14 protein-coding genes and 1 pseudogene are annotated in these 18,454 nt (G+C 63.0%); 13 read left to right on the forward strand and 2 right to left on the reverse strand.

What is annotated here, in order from left to right:
- The first annotated feature begins 71 nt into the window (after nt 1-71).
- The 12 genes from idi to DCY11_RS10885 all read left to right on the forward strand — a co-directional run bounded on the left by idi (nt 72) and on the right by DCY11_RS10885 (nt 15,466).
- Nucleotides 72-611 (forward strand): isopentenyl-diphosphate Delta-isomerase, encoded by a 540-nt coding sequence (idi, locus tag DCY11_RS10830; RefSeq protein WP_108682896.1) that lies wholly within the window; start codon nt 72-74, stop codon nt 609-611.
- A gap of 111 nt (nt 612-722) precedes the next feature.
- Nucleotides 723-1,130: a hypothetical protein gene (locus DCY11_RS10835; protein ID WP_108682897.1), complete on the forward strand. Its 408-nt coding sequence runs from the start codon at nt 723-725 to the stop codon at nt 1,128-1,130.
- 124 nt (nt 1,131-1,254) lie between these two features.
- A complete protein-coding gene (locus DCY11_RS10840) occupies nt 1,255-2,511 on the forward strand; it encodes an efflux RND transporter periplasmic adaptor subunit (RefSeq protein WP_159079960.1) in 1,257 nt (418 codons plus the stop codon).
- Complete coding sequence (locus DCY11_RS10845) at nt 2,508-5,672, forward strand: efflux RND transporter permease subunit (RefSeq protein WP_108682899.1); 3,165 nt, start codon at nt 2,508-2,510, stop codon at nt 5,670-5,672. Before DCY11_RS10840 ends, DCY11_RS10845 begins: the two co-directional genes overlap by 4 nt.
- A gap of 94 nt (nt 5,673-5,766) precedes the next feature.
- Nucleotides 5,767-7,218 carry an OmpA family protein gene (locus tag DCY11_RS10850; RefSeq protein WP_159079961.1) on the forward strand — a complete coding sequence of 484 codons (1,452 nt, stop codon included), beginning with the start codon at nt 5,767-5,769 and terminating at the stop codon, nt 7,216-7,218.
- A gap of 33 nt (nt 7,219-7,251) precedes the next feature.
- Nucleotides 7,252-7,884, forward strand: coding sequence for a hypothetical protein (locus tag DCY11_RS10855; RefSeq protein ID WP_108682901.1), 633 nt, complete (start codon nt 7,252-7,254; stop codon nt 7,882-7,884).
- A gap of 227 nt (nt 7,885-8,111) precedes the next feature.
- A complete protein-coding gene (locus DCY11_RS10860) occupies nt 8,112-8,804 on the forward strand; it encodes a pyridoxamine 5'-phosphate oxidase family protein (RefSeq protein ID WP_108682902.1) in 693 nt (230 codons plus the stop codon).
- A 120-nt stretch (nt 8,805-8,924) separates the two neighbouring features.
- Nucleotides 8,925-10,385: a DASS family sodium-coupled anion symporter gene (locus DCY11_RS10865; protein ID WP_108682903.1), complete on the forward strand. Its 1,461-nt coding sequence runs from the start codon at nt 8,925-8,927 to the stop codon at nt 10,383-10,385.
- A 606-nt stretch (nt 10,386-10,991) separates the two neighbouring features.
- Complete coding sequence (locus DCY11_RS10870; RefSeq protein ID WP_108682904.1) at nt 10,992-13,787, forward strand: AsmA family protein; 2,796 nt, start codon at nt 10,992-10,994, stop codon at nt 13,785-13,787.
- A 210-nt stretch (nt 13,788-13,997) separates the two neighbouring features.
- The gene (locus DCY11_RS10875; RefSeq protein ID WP_108682905.1) at nt 13,998-14,255 is read left to right on the forward strand and encodes a PepSY domain-containing protein; all 258 of its coding nucleotides are present in this window, start codon (nt 13,998-14,000) and stop codon (nt 14,253-14,255) included.
- Between the two features lie 185 nt (nt 14,256-14,440).
- Nucleotides 14,441-14,566 carry a type B 50S ribosomal protein L36 gene (ykgO, locus tag DCY11_RS10880; protein ID WP_045368701.1) on the forward strand — a complete coding sequence of 42 codons (126 nt, stop codon included), beginning with the start codon at nt 14,441-14,443 and terminating at the stop codon, nt 14,564-14,566.
- 171 nt (nt 14,567-14,737) lie between these two features.
- On the forward strand, nt 14,738-15,466 hold the full coding sequence (locus tag DCY11_RS10885) for a tetratricopeptide repeat protein (protein WP_159079962.1): 729 nt from the start codon (nt 14,738-14,740) through the stop codon (nt 15,464-15,466).
- Between the two features lie 51 nt (nt 15,467-15,517).
- Here DCY11_RS10885 and pyk read toward each other — a convergent pair whose 3' ends face one another.
- The gene (gene pyk, locus DCY11_RS10890) at nt 15,518-16,957 is read right to left on the reverse strand and encodes a pyruvate kinase (RefSeq protein WP_108682907.1); all 1,440 of its coding nucleotides are present in this window, start codon (nt 16,955-16,957) and stop codon (nt 15,518-15,520) included.
- Nucleotides 16,957-17,376, reverse strand: a pseudogene (locus tag DCY11_RS10895) (DUF1036 domain-containing protein); the annotation flags it as partial. The pseudogene DCY11_RS10895 and the gene pyk, both read right to left, overlap by 1 nt.
- Before the next feature lie 371 nt (nt 17,377-17,747).
- Between DCY11_RS10895 and DCY11_RS10900 the strand changes: the two are divergent.
- Complete coding sequence (locus DCY11_RS10900) at nt 17,748-18,449, forward strand: N-formylglutamate amidohydrolase (RefSeq protein WP_245409345.1); 702 nt, start codon at nt 17,748-17,750, stop codon at nt 18,447-18,449.
- Nucleotides 18,450-18,454 lie beyond the last annotated feature (5 nt).

Below are 18,454 nucleotides of genomic sequence, written 5' to 3' on the forward strand. Positions count from 1 at the left end.
GATCGGAGGCGGCCGCGCCGTCGATGTCTCGGGCCCTTGACAGTGCTAGAGCAAATCAAGAGTTTTGCGCCATGCAGACTTTGGAGAAAGTCATTCTCGTCGACGATTGCGATCGCGAGATCGGCACCGGCGAGAAGCACGAGGTGCACAGACAGGGCTCTCTGCATCGCGCATTCTCGGTGATCATCTGGGACGATGCGGACCGGATGCTGCTGCAGCAGCGGAGTTCCGGGAAGTACCATTCCGGCGGTCTTTGGACGAATGCCTGTTGTGGGCACCCGCGCCCGGGGGAGGCGTGCGATGCGGCGGCGCGGCGCCGGTTGCAGCAGGAAATGGGCTTTGTCTGCCCGTTGGACGGGCTGGGTACGATCCGCTACCGGGCGGAACTCGACCACGACATGATCGAGCACGAGATTGTCCACGTTTTTCACGGCGTTCATGACGGCGCGATTGTGCCGAACCCAGACGAGGCGCAGGCCTATCGCTGGGCGGCCGTGGAAGATGTCCAGGCCGATGCGCTGGAAGCGCCCGAGCGATACACCGCCTGGTTCCGCAAATATCTGAAGGCGGAATGGCCCGTCAGGCGCGCCGTGCCGGAGAATTCCGGCTGAGCGGCGCCGTCCGGCATCGGACGGGACCGGCGCTTGAACAGAGTGTCCTTAACCAAGCTCACGGCCTCGTCACTTGACGCAAAGGGCGCCCGGGACGAAATTCAGGTGCATATGGCCAAGCTCAGAACCATCGTTACGGCTCTCATCGTTTGCGCGCTCGCGGTATTGCCGGCGGCAAGCGCCAGCGCGGCCATGCATATGGCAGGCACAATGGGCTCGGCGGTTTCCGCCGAACATGGCGGGGGCGAGCCGGTTTCGATGCATGGCGACTGCGAGAACCATGCGACGATGGCAGCCGCCGAAAAGGATACCGCATCCGCGCCGTCCTCCCGCGATCATGGGCCATGTCACGGCGGCAGTTGCGGCAAATGCCCGTGCATGGGGCTTGCCGTGACGGGCGTGCTGGCCATGGGGCCCGCCACGCCGACTTTTGTCTTTACGGCCATCCCCACAGGCTGGGCAACGCCGAGCCTGCAGGCGCCGTCCATTCGGCTGCCGTCTCCGCCTCCACGCGTCTAACTCTCCACAGAACTAACTGCACACCCGCTCCGCGCTCGGAATCCGCTTGCGCGTGAGCCCGTGCACTGAGGTCTCTCGCGATTGAACCGCGGGGACGACGCAACGATCATTGGAGAGGCGCATCATGACGCGTCTGACGAGCGCCGCGATGCTTGCGGCGGGACTTTTGGCGGGAGCCGGGAGCGCCTATTGGTACTTCCACGCAACGGTCGGAGAGCACGCCGCGCCGGGCGAGATGGCGATGTCCGCCGACGCGGGCAAGAGCGCCGAGCGCAAAGTGCTCTACTACCGCAACCCGATGGGTCTTCCCGACACCTCGCCGGTGCCGAAGAAGGACTCCATGGGCATGGACTACATTCCGGTCTATGCGGATGAAGACGCCGACGACGGCACCGTCTCGATCAGCCCGGGAAAGGTCCAGCGAAGCGGCGTGCGCACGGCAAGAGCGGAAAAGCGCGTCGTCTCGCGCGACGTTCGCTCCGCCGGAACCGTGGAGCATGACGAGTCTCTGCTCACCATCGTGACCGTCCGGTCGGACGGCTACATCGAAGATCTTTTCGTCGACAAGACGGGCCAAGAGGTGACGAAGGGCGAACCTCTCTTCCGCTTCTACAGCTCGCAAATTCAGCTCGCCCAGGCGGACCTTCTCGTAGCCTTGCGTGCGCAAGGACGTGGCCGCCGCGATCTCGACGGCGCGATCCAGAAAATGCGCAATCTCGGCGTGCCCCAGAGCCGCATCGACGAGGTGCAACAGACGAAGGAAAATCCGCGCACCCTGGATTGGCCCTCGCCTACGACCGGCGACGTGACCTCCAAGAGCGCCATCAACGGCCAGTTCGTCGAGGCGGGTGAGGAGTTGTTCCGCATCGCCGATCACACACGCATGTGGGTGATCGCGGAGGTCGCGGAAGCAGATATCGGCGACATCGCGGTCGGGACTCCGGTCACCGTCACCTTGCGCGCCTTTCCCAACGAGCCCATCGAGGCGGAAGTGGGCTTCATCTATCCGGAGATGCGGAAGCTCGAGACCCGCACGATTCCCGTTCGCATCGTCTTGCCCAACGAAGACGGCCGCATCAGGCCCGGCATGTACGCCGACGTGGTGTTTCACCCCGGCGAGAAGACGGGTCCCGTCACGGCCGTTCCCACAAGCGCCGTCATCGACAGCGGCACCAGAAAGACGGTCCTCATTGCCAAGGGCGACGGGAAATTCGAGCCGCGCGCAGTGAAGCTCGGGCGCCGCGGTGACGGCTATGTGGAGGTGCTCGACGGCGTCGCCGACGGCGACGAAGTGGTTACGTCCGCGACCTTCCTGATCGACTCCGAGAGCAATCTCAAAGCCGCGCTCCGGAACCTCGAACCTCAGGAGGCGGGACAATGATCGCGCGCATCATCCGCTGGTCGGCGCGGAACGTCGTCCTGGTGAGCATCGCCACGGTGTTCGTGACGCTGCTGGGACTCTACGCGGTTCAGAAGGTGCCGCTGGATGCGATCCCCGACCTGTCCGACGTGCAGGTCATCGTCTACACCGAGTATCCGGGACAGGCGCCGCAGGTCGTCGAGGATCAAGTCACCTATCCGCTGACCACCGCCATGTTGACCGTGCCAAAGGCGCGCACCGTGCGCGGCTTCTCGTTCTTCGGCGTGTCGTTCGTCTATGTGATCTTCGACGACGGCACGGACGTCTATTGGGCGCGCTCGCGCGTAATGGAATCGTTGAGCGCGGCCGCCGGCGATCTCCCCACCGAGGTGACGCCGGAACTGGGGCCCGACGCGACGGGCGTCGGCTGGGTATACCAATATGTCTTGAAAGGCGGCGATCAAAGTCTCGCCGACCTGCGCACGCTGCAGGATTGGTATGTGCGCTATGGCCTGTCTCAGGCGCCCGGCGTCGCCGAGGTTGCGAGCGTCGGCGGCTTCGTGAAGCAATACAGCGTCGTGGTCGACCCGCGCCGGCTGCAGGCCCTCGGTATTCCGCTGTCCAAGGTCACGAGCGCCATCCGCGACAGCAACACGGATGTCGGTGGGCGCACGCTCGAACTGTCCGAGCGCGAATACATGGTGCGCGGCCGCGGCTACATCACGAACCTCGAGGATATCGAATCCATCGTGCTCAAGAACGATACGGGCGTGCCCGTCCTGCTCAAGGACGTCGCCCGCGTCGAACTGGTTCCGGACGAACGCCGGGGACTCTCGGAAGTGAACGGCAACGGGGAAGCCGTCTCGGGGATTGTTCTGCAGCGCTACGGCGAGAACGCACTCTCCGTTATCGACAGTGTGAAGGAACGCCTTGCGGAGATCGCCCCCAGCCTGCCGGAAGGTGTGACCGTCGAGACCGTTTATGACCGGTCGGCGCTGATCTATCGGGCCATCGATACGCTGAAGCGCACGCTCATCGAGGAGAGCCTCATCGTGGCCGTGGTCTGCGTGATCTTCCTCATGCATGCGCGGAGCGCGCTCGTCGCGATCATCACGCTGCCGCTGGGCGTGCTCATCGCCTATATCTGCATGTGGGCCTTGGGTCTGTCGTCGAACATCATGAGCCTTGGCGGCATCGCCATCGCCATCGGCGCCATGGTGGACGCCTCGATCGTCATGATCGAGAACGCGCACAAGCGGCTCGAGCACGCGCCGCCCGGAAAGTCTCGCACTGAGACCATCGTCGAGGCGGCGGTCGAGGTCGGGCCTGCGCTGTTCTTCAGTCTACTGATCATAACCGTGTCGTTTCTGCCGATCTTCGCGCTGGAGGCGCAAGAAGGGCGCTTGTTCAAGCCGCTGGCCTATACGAAGACGTTCTCCATGGCGGCGGCCGCACTTCTGTCCATCTTCGTGGTACCGGCGCTGATGATCTTGTTCGTGCGCGGCCGGATTCTGCCCGAGCACAAGAACCCGCTGAACCGAGCGCTGACTTGGATCTATCGGCCTGTCATCGAGTTCGTCCTGCGCTTCCGGGTCTCTACGGTCCTGGTTGCTGTCGCGGTGTTCGGCGCCACGCTTTGGCCCGCGTCGAAGATCGGCAGCGAGTTCATGCCGGCCCTCAACGAGGGCACGTTGTTCTACATGCCGACGACGTTGCCGGGCGTGTCCGTCACGGAGGCGAGCAAGTTGCTGCAGACCCAGAACAAGATCATCAAGAGCTTTCCGGAAGTGGAGTCCGTGTGGGGCAAGGCAGGGCGCGCCGCAACGGCCACCGACCCCGCGCCGATGAGCATGTTCGAGACGGTCATCAATCTGAAGCCGGAAAGCGAATGGCGGGACGGCATGACCATCGATGCGCTGACGGCGGAGATGGACAAGGCTCTGCAGTTTCCGGGCGTCTCGAATTCGTGGACCATGCCGATCAAGGCGCGCACCGACATGCTCTCGACCGGCATCCGCACGCCGGTCGGCATTAAGGTAATCGGGCGCGATCTCGGCGAGATGGAGAACCTCGCTCGCAAGATCGAGGCGGCAGTGCGGGACGTACCGGGCACGACGAGCGCCTATGCGGAACGCGCGACTGGTGGCTACTACATCAACATTGACCCCGACCGTGCGCGTCTTGCGCGCTACGGACTCATGGTCGGCGACGTGCAGGCGGTGATCGCGACGGCGCTCGGCGCGAACGCGGTCACCACCACGGTGGAGGGGCGCGAGCGCTACAAGGTCGCTGTCCGCTATCCGCGCGACTATCGCAACGATCCGCAAGCCATTGCGAACGAGGTGCTGATCCCGACACCGGCAGGCGGCACGGTACCCTTGAGCGAGGTGGCGACGGTTACGGTCGCGCAAGGCCCCTCGATGATCCGCACGGAGAACGCGCAGCTTGCGCTGTACATCTTCGTTGACTTTCGCGACCGCGATATCGGCAGCTATGTCGCGGACGCGCAGAAGGCCGTGGCTGAGAGCGTGGACTTCCCGCCGGGTTATTACGTCACCTGGAGCGGTCAGTTCGAGTATCTGCAGCGCGCCGAGATGCGCCTGCAAATCGTCGTGCCGCTCACCGCGCTCGTCATCTTCGTGCTGCTCTATCTCAATTTCGGGCGTCTGACCGAGACACTTATCGTGATGTTGTCCGTACCGTTCGCCCTGGTCGGCGGCGTTTGGTTCATGTGGTGGCTCGATTTCAATTTCTCGGTGGCAGCCGTCACGGGCTTCATTGCTCTGGCGGGCGTCGCCGCCGAGACGGGTGTCGTGATGCTCATCTATCTCGACAACGCGTTGAAGGAGCGAATCGCGGCGTCCGCGCAAGAAGGCCGCACGCTGAAGCCCAGCGATCTTCATGCGGCGATTGTTTCCGGTGCGGCGGGCCGCGTGCGTCCCAAGATCATGACCGTGGCTGCGATCATGGCCGGTCTGCTCCCCATACTCTGGGCGCATGGTGCCGGCAGCGAAGTCATGCAGCGCATTGCCGTGCCGATGATCGGCGGCATGGCCTCGTCGACGCTTCTCACCTTGGTGGTGATTCCGGCCATCTACAGCCTGGTCAAGAGCTTCGAGTTGCGACGAACGGTAATGCGCACAAAGTCACACCATTCCGAGGTTGCACCGCACGGGGTGTAGGCGGCATGGTGTCGGGCGTTGTGTGAGGTCCCGCCAAGCCTATTGGCGCATTGTTCCCCTCGCAGCGATTTGGGGCCAACGAGGGAGTATGCCGGTGCGGAAGGTCTTGGGAATCTTGGCGCTCGTCTTGGGCGTTGCGGCGCTGTGTTGGTTTGGCGCTAAGCATCATGCCAAGCGAATCGAGCAGACCGTAGCGGATGGTGCCAACGGCGCCGTCGCCGCTGCAGTGCATGGCCTCAAGACGTCCGTCGGGGGCCGCGACATCGAGGTGAGCGGTCTCGCCGATAGCAACGCGGAACGCAAACACATTCTCGAGACGCTCGATATTGTTCAAGGGCGTCGCGTCGTTCGCGACAAGATGAAGGTGTTGGAGTCGGTTGCTCCCTACACATTCTCGGCGGTGAAAACCGACAAAGGCATCACGGTTTCCGGCCACGTGCCGACCGAGGCCGCGCGCGCAGGTATCGCCGTCATTCTCGACCACGATGCGTCCTCGCTTAAGCTGGCGTCGGGCGCACCGGGGGGCTGGACGATGGTCGCTCAGGACGGCCTCAGCGCTCTCGCCAAGCTCAACAAGGGCAAACTCACCATGTCGGACAAGTCGCTGACCCTTTCGGGTGAGGCGACGACGCCGACCGCCGGGGAGGCGGCGCTGGCCGAACTCAAGGACGTGCCGCCAGGCTACATGGTGGACACGTCGCTCACTTATCTCGACGACGGCAAGCCAGCTGCATTCGAGCTCGTCTATTCCGCTTCAGATGGCGCTTCGGCGAGCGGCAAGCTTCCGGCTGGAATGACGACCCACGAAATCGCCAGCGCGCTCGGCCTCGACTGGGTCTCCGGTGAACCCGCCAATTCAGTGTCGGGAGACTCCGGCCCTTCGCTCGGCATCATTAGGAAGCTTGGCTCCTGGCTGCCGGAATTCGAGACGCTGAAACTGGCGTTCGGCGGCGACAACGATTTCGAGCTGAACGGCAACGCCTCCCCGGGGGCGGATATTGAGCTTCTGGAGACGGGGCTGTCCAATGATCTCGGCGACACGGTCGCCGTGAGCGTCGAGGCGGCGACGGAGTTGCCGCCCGACGGCACCAGCCGCAAGAACGTGGCGACGGGCGAGACCGAGGTGATGACGGCCGGATATTGGCTGCCGCAGATGGACTTCGTGGCGAGCCGCGATCAGTGCAGCGACAAGGCCAACGCTCTCCTGTCCAAGCGGGACGTGAATTTTGTGACCGGCTCGGCGCGGCTCGATGCGCGCTCCTTGCAGGTCATCAACGCGATGACGGCGCTTGTTATGAAATGTGTCCAGTCCGGCGATCTACGCGTGGAGGTTGGCGGCCATACGGACAGCCAGGGCGACAGCGGCTTCAACATGGACCTGAGCCAGAAGCGGGCCGATGCGGTGGTCGACGCCCTCAAGAAGCGCGGTATCCCGGCGGATGCGATCACGGCGGCGGGCTACGGCGACACGGAACCGCTGGCCGACAACGACACGGAAGAGGGCCGGGCGGCGAACCGACGCGTGACCTTGGCGTTCACTCAGTAACTGGCCCAGACGGCACACAAAGGGGATTGTTCGATGTTCAAGAATTGGGGCTTCCTGCTCGGAGAAATCTGGTTCCTGATCCTGCTCGCTGCGCTTCTGGGACTGTTCGTGGGATGGCTCATTTGGGGCGGCCGCCGCAAGACCGTCTACAAGACGTCGGGCGAAGAGCTCGGGACATTGCGCACGCAGCTCGAAGACTGCCGGGCAAGCTGCAGGGAAAAGGACGATTTAATCGGGCGCCTCGAGGGTCGGCTCGAAGGCCGCGGGGAAGCCAAGGAGGCCCGGCCCGCGACGCCGGCGACAGCCGCGGCGCCTGCCAATCTTGCCGCCGTGAGCGCACCGGTTGTCGAGAGCGCCAACGAGGGCATCAAACCCAAGACGCTCGATGCGCCTCTCGAGGGAAAGCCCGACAACCTCAAGAAAATCAAAGGTGTCGGGCCGAAACTCGAGCAGCTCTGCAACCGGCTGGGCTTTTGGCATTTCGACCAGATCGCCAATTGGTCCGATGCCGAGGTGGCCTGGGTCGACGCCAATCTCGAAGGCTTCAAGGGACGGGTCACGCGCGACGACTGGGTGGCGCAGGCCAAGCTGTTGGCGGAAGGCCGCACGACCGAGTTTTCCAAGCGTGTCGAGGCCGGCGAAGTCTACGAAAAGGACAAAGACTAGGCGCCAGCCGCATCACCGAGGATTATTCGGCGGCGGAGAACTTCTCCGCCGCCGTTTATGTTTCGATCCGCGCGTTGCACGCAACTCCTCCGCCGTTTCCTCCTGCAGCACGAAACTTCAAGTTGACCGTCGCCCCGCTCTGCTAAAGATTCGTGCCGCGCCGAAAAAAACGCCGGCAAAGGCTGGCGCGGAGACCGGGACAAAGAACGGCACACGGGAGGGAAACCATGGCGACGGAAGAAGACCAATCGATACCCAATCCGGACGAGTTCTACTCGCCGCAACAGCGCGCGTTGCAAGACGAGCTGCAGACGCGGCCGCTCGCCAACGCCGTGGTCTTTGCGGTGGTTCGCGACGAGCTCGACCCCGAGATGGCGGGTTTCATCGCCAGCCGCGACTACTTCTTTCTGTCCACGGTGAACGACGAGGGCGAGCCCACGGTGTCCTACAAGGGCGGCAATGTGGGCGTCGCGCATGTGGCGGACAACAAGACCATCGTGTTCCCGAGCTACAACGGCAACGGCATGTATTTCTCGGCGGGCAATATCTCCGCCACGGGGAAGGTCGGTATGCTGTTCATCGACATGTGCACGCCCCATCGTGTTCGGGTGCAAGGCACCGCGGCCCTGTCTCAGAACGAAGAACACATGAAGCTCTTCCCCGGCGCCGAGTTCGTGATCGAGGTCACGGTCGACAAGGCCTTCATCAATTGCGCCCGCTACATCCACAAGCATGAGCGGGTCGAGACCACGAACCGATACGTGCCGGATGCGAACGGCGAGGCGCCGCTGCCGGCTTGGAAGCGGATCGACATGATTCAGGAGGCCCTCCCTGACGCCGATGCCGGCCGGGTCGCCGAGAGTGGCGGCACGATCACCGAGGACGAGTACAAGCGAAAGGTGATGGACGGGACGTCCTAGGCCTGTCTCCTCACCCCAAATTGACTTGCGGCCACGATCCATGCCCAAACCGGGTGCGGACGATTTCTGCGGTGGCCCGAAAACGCTTCGCGGCACTTGAGCGAAAGGCGGTCGCGCAACATGCTTGAGCCCGACGAAGGCGGGGCCGGACGCAAGCTGCACCAACTGGTGGGCCTTGTTCTCGGACCGGCGGCTTCTGCTGCGTGTGTCCTCAGCTCGGCGCCGGAAGGTTTGTCGGCCACGGGCTGGTCCGTAGCGGCTCTCGCAATATGGATGGCCATATGGTGGGCGACGGAGGCGGTCCCGCTCTTCGTCACGGCTCTGCTGCCGCTCGCGGTCTTGCCGCTTCTCGGCGTCGAGGGCATTGACGGCGCCGCCGCGCCGTTCGCCCATCCCGTCGTGTTCCTGCTGCTGGGCGGGTTTCTCATCGGGCTCGCGCTCGAAAAATGGAATCTCCACCGGCGGATCGCCTTCCACATCATCCTGGCCGTCGGCAGCCGTCCACTCAGTCTCATCGCGGGCAAGATGCTGGCGACCGCGTTCCTGAGCATGTGGATCACGAACACGGCGACGACCATCATGGTGCTCCCGATCGCGATGTCGCTCATTGCCGTCGTCACGCCGGACAGGAAGCGCGGTCATGGCGAAGCGGCTAATTTCGGCACGGCCATGATGCTCGGCATCGCCTATGCGGCCTCTATCGGCGGGATGGCCTCGCTCGTCGGGTCGCCGACAAACTTGCTGGCGGCGAGCTATCTGGAAGAAGTCTTCGGCATCGAGATGACGTTCCTCGACTGGATGCTGTTCGCCCTGCCGATCTCCGCCATGCTGCTGGGCTGCGCCTATCTCATCCTGACCCGGATCGCATTTCCCGTGTCCAACAAGCTCGGCAAGGTCGACCCGGGCCTTGTCGAAGGGATGCTGCGTGAGATGGGTCCGATGACGGGCCCTGAAAAGCGCGTCTGCGCCGTGTTCACCGCGGTTGCGCTGTGCTGGATCTTTTCGCCGTTGGTGGAAGACCGTCTCGGCTTCGACATCTCCGACACCGGCATCGCGCTCATCGGCGCCATCGCCCTCTTCGCCATTCCGGCGCACTGGCCGGACCGCACCTTCCTGTTGGATGTGACGGCGGTACGCCGGATTCCCTGGGAGGTTCTGATCCTGTTCGGTGGCGGGTTGAGCCTCGCCAAGGCGATCGACATAACCGGTCTCGCCGTCTGGATCGGCAACGGCCTGTCGTTCTTGAATGCAATGCCGTTGCTTGTGGTGATCTTCGGCGTGACGCTGCTCGTGGTCCTGCTGACGGAGTTGATGAGCAATACGGCCACGGTCGCCGCCTTTCTTCCCATCGCCGGCAGTCTTGCGCTCGGGACGGACGTGGCGCCGCTTCTGTTCGTGATGCCGATCGCGCTCGCGGCATCGTCGGCCTTCATGCTGCCGGTCGCCACGCCGCCGAACACGCTTGTCTTCGGCACGGGCTACGTGACCCTGCCGCAGATGATGCGCGCAGGTGCGCTGCTGAATTTGTTTGGAACGGCCATCATCGCGGTCGCCGTGACGCTGGCCGCGCGTTTCTTGTAGTCGCGCGAGTGTAGCATCACACCAAATACGAGCTAAGAAAAGTGACTCGACTCATGGTTGAAACGTCAATAGCGTCCGATCTCCCAGCAAAGAATGGGGAGATCAATTGTGCGAAAATCATTTTTGATAGCTTTGGGAGTTACCGTGCTGCTGGCCAGCGCGGCTTCAGCCTACATAGCCGGTGAGCGTGAACCCGTCGTCTTCTATGCAGGCCACACACATATCAACGACACGACGCAGGGAGCGCCGTCACACAGTGGCGGTCTGGACCGCAACGGTTGCCACAACGGTTCGGTCCCATATCACTGCCACTAGAGCGCGCTTCTGATCATCGCACTCTTGTTTCAGGCGTTAAGTGGCCCGGCCAGGAGCCCATTCCTGTCCGGGCCGAAACGCCTTTATTTGTTAACTTCCCGTTCGGTTTTGAGCCCTAAAACGCTAGCCTCCCAATTCTTAACGAGGTGTTAACGCCGAGCGTTCGTCCACGGCATTCGTCCGGACGGTAAATTGCCGGCGGGCTACCCCGCTGATGCTGGCCTTCGGTTTTGCGCGTGTGTGGCATTGGGTTAGGCTCGCGGCACTTCAACCGTGGCAGCTTGTTTCCCCATGAGCCTTCAATCGTTTCTTCGGACGATCCTCCAAGTCGGCTTCGTTTTGCTTCTGATCCTCGCTGTTCCGGTGGCGGGACTTTTGCTGATTTCAGCTGGACCGTTCGAAGAGGTGCGGCGGAAGGCGGCCGAGCATTTCCTCAGCGAGGCCATCGACGTGCCGGTCGAGATCAAAGGGCCCGTCGAGATCGGCTTTAGCCTCGAACCCGAAGTCACCATGCAAGACATCGTGGCGGTGGAAAGCCGACTCCCGTCCGACATGACGGATTTGTCGGTCAAGTCCGTCGCTGTGGAAATTCCATTGCTGCCGCTGCTGACGGGCCATTTGGATCTCAATGGCTTGAAGATCGACGGGCTCGAGGTTGCGATCAATATTCCGCCCGGCCGGGATACCGAATACGAGGGCGTCGCAGCCATTGCCGGTTTCGTCGGCAATGTGGTGCACTCGGCCGTCTCGAGCAATTTCGAGCTTGAGAACACGAGCTTCAATCTCACGGATCAGGAAAGCGGCTTCACGCTGCGCTACGGCTTCGACGCCGTGGTCAGCAAGGCCAAGGCCGACGGGTCGATCCGGGTGGACGCCAAGGGGGATCTCAATGACGAACCTTGGCAGTTCGCCGGCGATGTGAAACCGCGCGACGCCGACAACAAACGAACGTTCGATTTCACGATCGAACATGCGGGCGTATCGGCGGCGTTCGCTGGAGACTATGCGTTCGGTTCTGTCGGGGATGTGGTTGATTTCAAGCTGACGGCCAGTTCTCCGTCCTTGGAGAAGATCCTCACGATCTACGAGATCAAGGGAGAGCTGGACGGCACGGGCGATCTCTCCGCTCAGATCTCCGGGCCGCTGGAAGCGCTGAAACTGTCCGATCTCATGTTCAAGCTGTCGTTCGTATCGGGCGATGTCTATACGCTGTCCGGCGGCATCGATGATCTCACGGCCGGGACGGGGCTCAACCTCGGCCTAGACGGCAAGATCAAGCCGCGTGAGACCCCTGACGACCAGGTCTGGCCGTTTCTGAGGGTCGGTATTGCCGGCTTCTCCGGCAAGCTCAAAGGCTCGCACGACCGGGTTGTGGTGCGCGACCTCAGCATCGACACCACGGCTATCGATACTACTCTGAGCACGCTCGGTCCGATCACGGCAGAACGCTTGTACAAGGACAAGGAGGGCCGTCTCGGCATCTACGACCTCGTTGTCTTGGCGGGTGACGCGGAGCATCCGGGTCTGCGCATCACCGGGGACGTGAAGGACGTCATCGACTTCAAAGGCGTGGACTTGAAGGGCGTGATCGATATTCCGACCACAGAGTTCTTGGATCTCGCTGTGAAGAAGGAGGTGGCCGGGCTCGGCCACTTCAGCGGAGACTTTGCGGTGTCCGATGCTGATGGATCGCTCGGGCTCGAGGCCCTTACGGCAAAAGTGACGGACAGCAAGCTGCTGGCATTGTCGCTCAACCTTTCGTTCGACGACGTGAAGGCGGGCGACGACTTCAAGCTCGCCACGCAACTCGACATCCCGAGCTTTGAAGCCTTGGCGGCCGCGCTCGGCTCGACGGTGGCCGATGTGGGCCAGGTCAAGTTCGACGGTACCGTGTCGGGCGGCAAGAACCGACTCGATCTCACCGGGACGGCGCTGGCAGGCGACACCACGATCAAAGGCGTGCTCAGCGGCGTCGTCACGGATGGAAAGCCGTCGCTGTCAGGCAGTCTGTCCTCGCCGCTGCTGCACCTGGCGGACATGGAGAAGCTTCATGCGGTCGGCACGACCTATCTGCAGAAGGTCGACGACAAGGACCTCGACGTCGTCGACTACAGCGACATGTGGAACGACCTGCCGGTCGACGTCGAGATCGATGTCGCCAAGATCGCGGGCGGCGGAACCGATGCGAGCAACATCAAGGGCCAAGTGACGTATCTTGCGGGTGTCGTGGGGCTCGACCCGCTGGCTCTCACCTATCTTGGCGGCCGGGCGACGGCGTCGGGCAAGATCGACACGGCCAAGAAGCCGACCAGCTTTGCGCTGAAGGGCAACGTGGACAGCTTGGCGATCGGCACGATCCTGAAAGAGATGAAGGTGAACTTCCCGGTCCGCGGCACGCTCTTCGTCGACTACGACCTAACAGGCGCGGGCGATAGCGTCGCCGAGATTCCCCGCACACTCGGCGGATCGGTGAGTTCGTCCCTGCGCGACGGCTGGGTGGGAACGGACCTGATCAATCTGACGGGGATGAGCATTCCGGCCTGGCTTCTGTCGCGGGGGCACGACGGCGGCGGTGCCGAGCTCGTTTGCGTTGTGGCTCCCTTTGCCTTCAACGAGGGGCGCGGCACCACCCGCGGCCTTGTCTTCGAAACGCGCGAGGTTCAGATCGCCGGCGTCGGTTACGTGAACCTCCGGCGCGAGACCATCGATCTGCGTTTCAAGCCCCAGCCCTTGCGGCAGGAACTCATCAAGGTCACCCAGCCTTTCGCCATCCAGGGCAACCTCTATCATCCCACGCTCCATCTCGAAGGCGCGCCGGTGCTGAACGCGCTGGCCGGATCGCTCGCCTTTCCGTTTAATGCACTCGACCACATCATCCAGCCGAAGCTCGGGGAGGTGCGCCACCGGCCTTGCCAGGTGATTCATACGGCGATGCCCGAAGAGCGCGGGAGGGAGCAGCGCGAAGGCGCCCGCGGCCCGCTAGGACTGGGAATATTCGGACGCGAAGGGGAGGCGGGGCGTGCGCGCGAAGAGAGCCGCGAACGGCCTCCCGCCCGCGAGGGTCTCTTCGGCCGAGAGAGGCGCTAGATCAATTCCTGCGGCGGTAGTGCGCCGTCATGACCTCGATACTCTCCAGCGCCGTACCAAAAAGTATTCGCGCTATGCCGGAACACAGCGCTGCCAATTACGTTAATGCAGACATGTTGTTCGGGAAATATTCAGCGTTGTTTTAGGAAAGACTTCTACAACTGAGGTGCAAACCCCATATTGGGGACTGGCCAAAAGGAGGAACGACCTATGCGAATTTTGATTACGGCATTTGCTTTGATGTTTGCCATGACGACGACATCGTTCGCTGCCGACGAGGCGCTCACTGAGGAACAGATCGAGGGCGTCGAGATGGCGATCAAGGCGATGGGATGTACCGTCGAAGATACGAATATCGAGATGGAGAACGATGGCTACGAGGCCGACGATGTCATCTGCGAGGACGACAAGCAGTTCGACGTCTACCTCGACAAGGACTTCAAGGTCACGAAGAAGGTCGCGGAGTAATATCCGGACCCGTTTTGAAGCAGATGCCCCGGCGACACGTGCGCCGGGGTTTTCTGTGTCTCGGTCCAAGCGCGCCGGCAAGTTGACAGCAGGACGGTGTCTTCTTATGGTCCGGCTCAAATTTCGGGCGGCTCTTATCCAAGGGCCGCCCGGACTGTTTTTTCAGCCGAAATGGATGGCGTGAGATGAAAATCAAGAATTCTTTGAAGGCCCTGGTCAAGCGCCACCGGGACAACCGGGTGGTTCGCCGCCGTGGCCGGCTCTATGTTATCAACAAGACCAACCGCCGCTTCAAGGCGCGCCAAGGCTAGCCTTCGGCTAACCCCAGGCTGCGTCCTCCATGGATTTGCGCCCTTTCCTGACGGTTTGGGGGCGCCGATGCGGAAAAGCTTTGACGGGGCCCTATCGGGCCCCGTAATTTTTTGCCTATGAGACTTCCGGGCCAAAAACTAGGTCTATGTTTGCTGGGCGTGGCGTTGCTCGTGCCGGCGCCGGTTCTCGCCGGTCCGCCCACCGTGCTCGCGCAGTTCTTCGAGGAATTCGACGACGAGGCGGGGGTTCCGCCCGCGGAGGATCCGGGGCTCGGGGGCCTTGATTTCGAGGACATGGAGGAGAACGACCTCGGCGCCGGGCCGGAACGCGTCCCGGGCTGGGCGTCGGGTGAAGCGCCGGGTGACGGCGAAGGAGCCCTCGCGGGCGCCGTCCCGCCCGCGTTCGATCCCGCCGAGCGGCCGGTATTGCTGGAAGGCCTTTATGAGCGCCTCGCGCAGGCCAAGAGCCCGACGGAGGCCGCGCCGATCACCGAGGCGATCGAGGAGCTGTGGTCCATGAGCGGCAGCGACACGGTCGATCTTCTGATGAGCCGCGCCACACTATTCGCCAACGAGTCGGATGTGGATCTATCGCTCGCGGTTCTGGACGCCGTCGTGGACATCGCGCCGGAGGAGGCGGAAGCCTGGTATCTGCGCGCCAAGGTCAACGTCCTCGCGGGCAAGCCGGAGCGGGCGCTGGCCGATCTGCGGCAGGCCCTGAATCTGGACGACAAGCACTACCGGGCGATCACGGATCTCGGGTTGGTCTTGGAGCAGCTCGGGGCGAAGAAGGAAGCGCTGAAGGCCTACCGACAGGCGCTAGCGGTCAATCCCTATATGGACGACGCCCAGGCCGGGGTCGACGCGCTCTCCCGCGAAGTCGAAGGCCAGGATATCTGACGAGATGTCCAGCCACGTCCACTAGACGAGCTCTCTAGCCAGCAAGCGGTCCTACGGGATCTCGATATCGTCGGTGGGATCGACCTCGGCGATGCGCAAGAGATTCGTCGCGCCCGACTTCCCAAGCGGGACGCCAGCGGTGACGATCACTTGCTCGCCGGCTTTGGCGAAGCCTTCCTGATACGCAATGCGGCAGGCCTTGGCGACCATGTCGTCGAGACTGATCGGGTCGTCGGCGAGAACGCAGTGCTGGCCCCACACAATGGTCAGCTTCCGCGCTGTCCGAGGGATCGGCGTCAAGGCCAGGATCGGCTGTTGCGGCCGCTCGCGCGCGGCGCGTAGCGCCGTGGCGCCCGTGGCGGTGTAACAAACGATGGCCGCGAGATTGAGGGTCTCGGCGACGGTCCGGGCGGCCGCTGAAATCGCGTCCGCGCCCGTCGCTTTCGGGTCGATACGTTGCGCATGGATGATCGCTGCATGAAGCGGATCGTGTTCCACCTCGATGGCGATCCTGTTCATGGTGGCCACGGCATCGACCGGGTATTTGCCGACAGCCGATTCCGCCGACAGCATCACGGCGTCGGCGCCTTCGAACACAGCGGTCGCGACATCGGAGACTTCGGCCCGCGTCGGAACGGGGGCGTAGATCATCGATTCCAGCATTTGCGTTGCGACCACCACCGGCTTGCCCGCGTTGCGCGCGGCCCGGCTGATCTGCTTCTGGAGACCGGGGACCTTCTCGACGGGCATCTCAACACCGAGATCGCCGCGCGCCACCATGATCCCGTCGGCCAGATCGACGATTTCCTTCAGGTAGTGGATCGCCGTGGGCTTCTCGATCTTCGCCATGATGGCGGTACGTCCGCGGCTCAGCGTGCGCGCTTCTTCGATGTCGGCGGGGCGCTGCACGAACGAAAGTGCGAGCCAGGAGACGCCAATGGAATTGGCGCATTCGATGTCGGACCGGTCCTTGTCGGTCAGCGCGCCGAACGGCAGGACCGTATCGGGCATGCTGATGCCCTTGCGGCTACCGAGAAGACCCGAGTTCAAGACCTCGGCGTCGATGCGGACGTCGGACGCTTCCACCACGCGCAGCCTGAGCTTGCCGTCGTCGAGCAGCATCGTGTGGCCGGCTTCGACGGATTCGAAGATCTCCGGATGGGGCAGATGAATGCGGCCCAGACCGCCAACATCCTCGCGGCGGACGAAGCTCACGACATCGCCTTTGGTCAGGCGCATCGTCCCGGATTCGATCTTGCCGATGCGAAGCTTCGGACCCTGAAGATCGACGAGAATGCCGATAGGACGCGAGAACTCCGATTCCAGCTTGCGGACAATCCCGTGGACTTCGCGCAAGCCGTCGTGGGTCGCGTGGCTCATGTTCACGCGAAAGACATCGGCGCCCGCTTCGAACAGGCGCCGCATCGTATCTTCGTTGGTGGATGCAGGACCGAGCGTGGCGACGATCTTGACTCGTCGGTTGCGCCTCATTGGTTCTTTGCTTCGCCTTCTGGGTCCGTCAGACGCACTGTCCAATCCCTCTCTTCGCCCGTGTCGACCTCGAAGAAGCCGGTGCGCTTATGCCCGCGCTTTTCGCAGTCCGTTGTATTGCGGATGGTGAAGGACTTGTCGTCCGTGCACATGTAGAGGCCGCCCGCCCATTCACCGCCCCGGTCATAGTCCACCGCGTGGATGTAGTAGTAGCGGCCTATCAGCACACCCTTGAGCAAAGTCTCGCAGGTATGGGAGGCGATGTTCCACCAGCCCTCGCTGGCCCAGCCCTCGGTATCCTTGTAACCGATCGCGACGCCGACACGGCTGGCGGTCGTGTTGCACAACTTCAGGTCCGCGTTCGCGGGCGAAACGCCGGTCCCCGTCAAGATGCCGAGCGCCGTGAGGCCGGCCGCCATCGTGGCCGCGGCGGACCAGCGGCGTAGGGTGGCCCAAACGGGCATGGCGTTTCGGATCACGTTAGAGGTAAACATCAAAATCTCGGGGTCTGAAGTGGCGTTTGACCAACGCCGGACAGTAGCGTCGAATAGGTTGCATTTCTCTGACTGGCAGGGCTCGATTATAAAGCTGAGGCCTCGCCCATAAAACACCGCCCAACTTTGAGGTAAATGTGTCGCGGCCCTGTCGTCGTGTGGTTGGGCCCTACCGCTTTCAGGAGTTCAGTCTGGATACTTTGATACAAGAAGATTTGAGCGAGAAGCCATACCGGACCATCGAAGGGGATGTAAAGCTTGGTCTTTTGCTCCTTTGTGATCATGCCCAGAATCGCGTGCCCGAGGACTTACACACCCTTGGACTAAAGCCCGAGGACCTCCACCGGCATATCGCCTTCGACCTTGGCGCGGAGGGCGTCACCCGCTTCCTGGCCGAGATGCTGGGGGCCCCTGCGGTCATCAGCCAGTTCTCCCGGCTCCTCATAGATCCGAACCGTGGTCTCGACGATCCGACGCTCATCATGGAGGTCGCCGACGGGCTCGTGGTGCCCGGCAATGTGAGGCTGAGCGCGGAGGCGCGCGAAGAGCGGCTCGACCGCTTCTACCGCCCCTACGACGCCGCCATCGGGCGGGCCGTCGACGCCGGGATCGAGGCGGGCAAGCCGCCGGTCATCCTGTCGATCCATAGTTTCACCCAGGCCTGGAAAGGGCACCCGAGGCCCTGGCACGCCTCCGTGCTGTGGGACAAGGATCCGCGGGTACCGCTGCCGCTGCTCGAGAAGCTGGGGACCATCCCCGACGCGGTCATCGGCGACAACGAGCCGTATTCCGGACAGCTCAAGGGCGACACGCTCTACCGGCATGCCACCTCCCGGGGGCTTGCTCATGCACTGATCGAAGTTCGCCAGGACCTGATCCTCGGCGAAGAGGGGCAGGCGGAGTGGGCGGCGCATCTTGCGCGCGCGGTTTCGGACGTGCTCCAGTCCGCGGAGGGGCTGCATCGGATCGAAACCCACGGCTCCCACACAGGCGACTGAGAGGC

The sequence above is a fragment of the Methyloceanibacter sp. wino2 genome, assembly GCF_003071365.1.
Taxonomy (GTDB): domain Bacteria; phylum Pseudomonadota; class Alphaproteobacteria; order Rhizobiales; family Methyloligellaceae; genus Methyloceanibacter.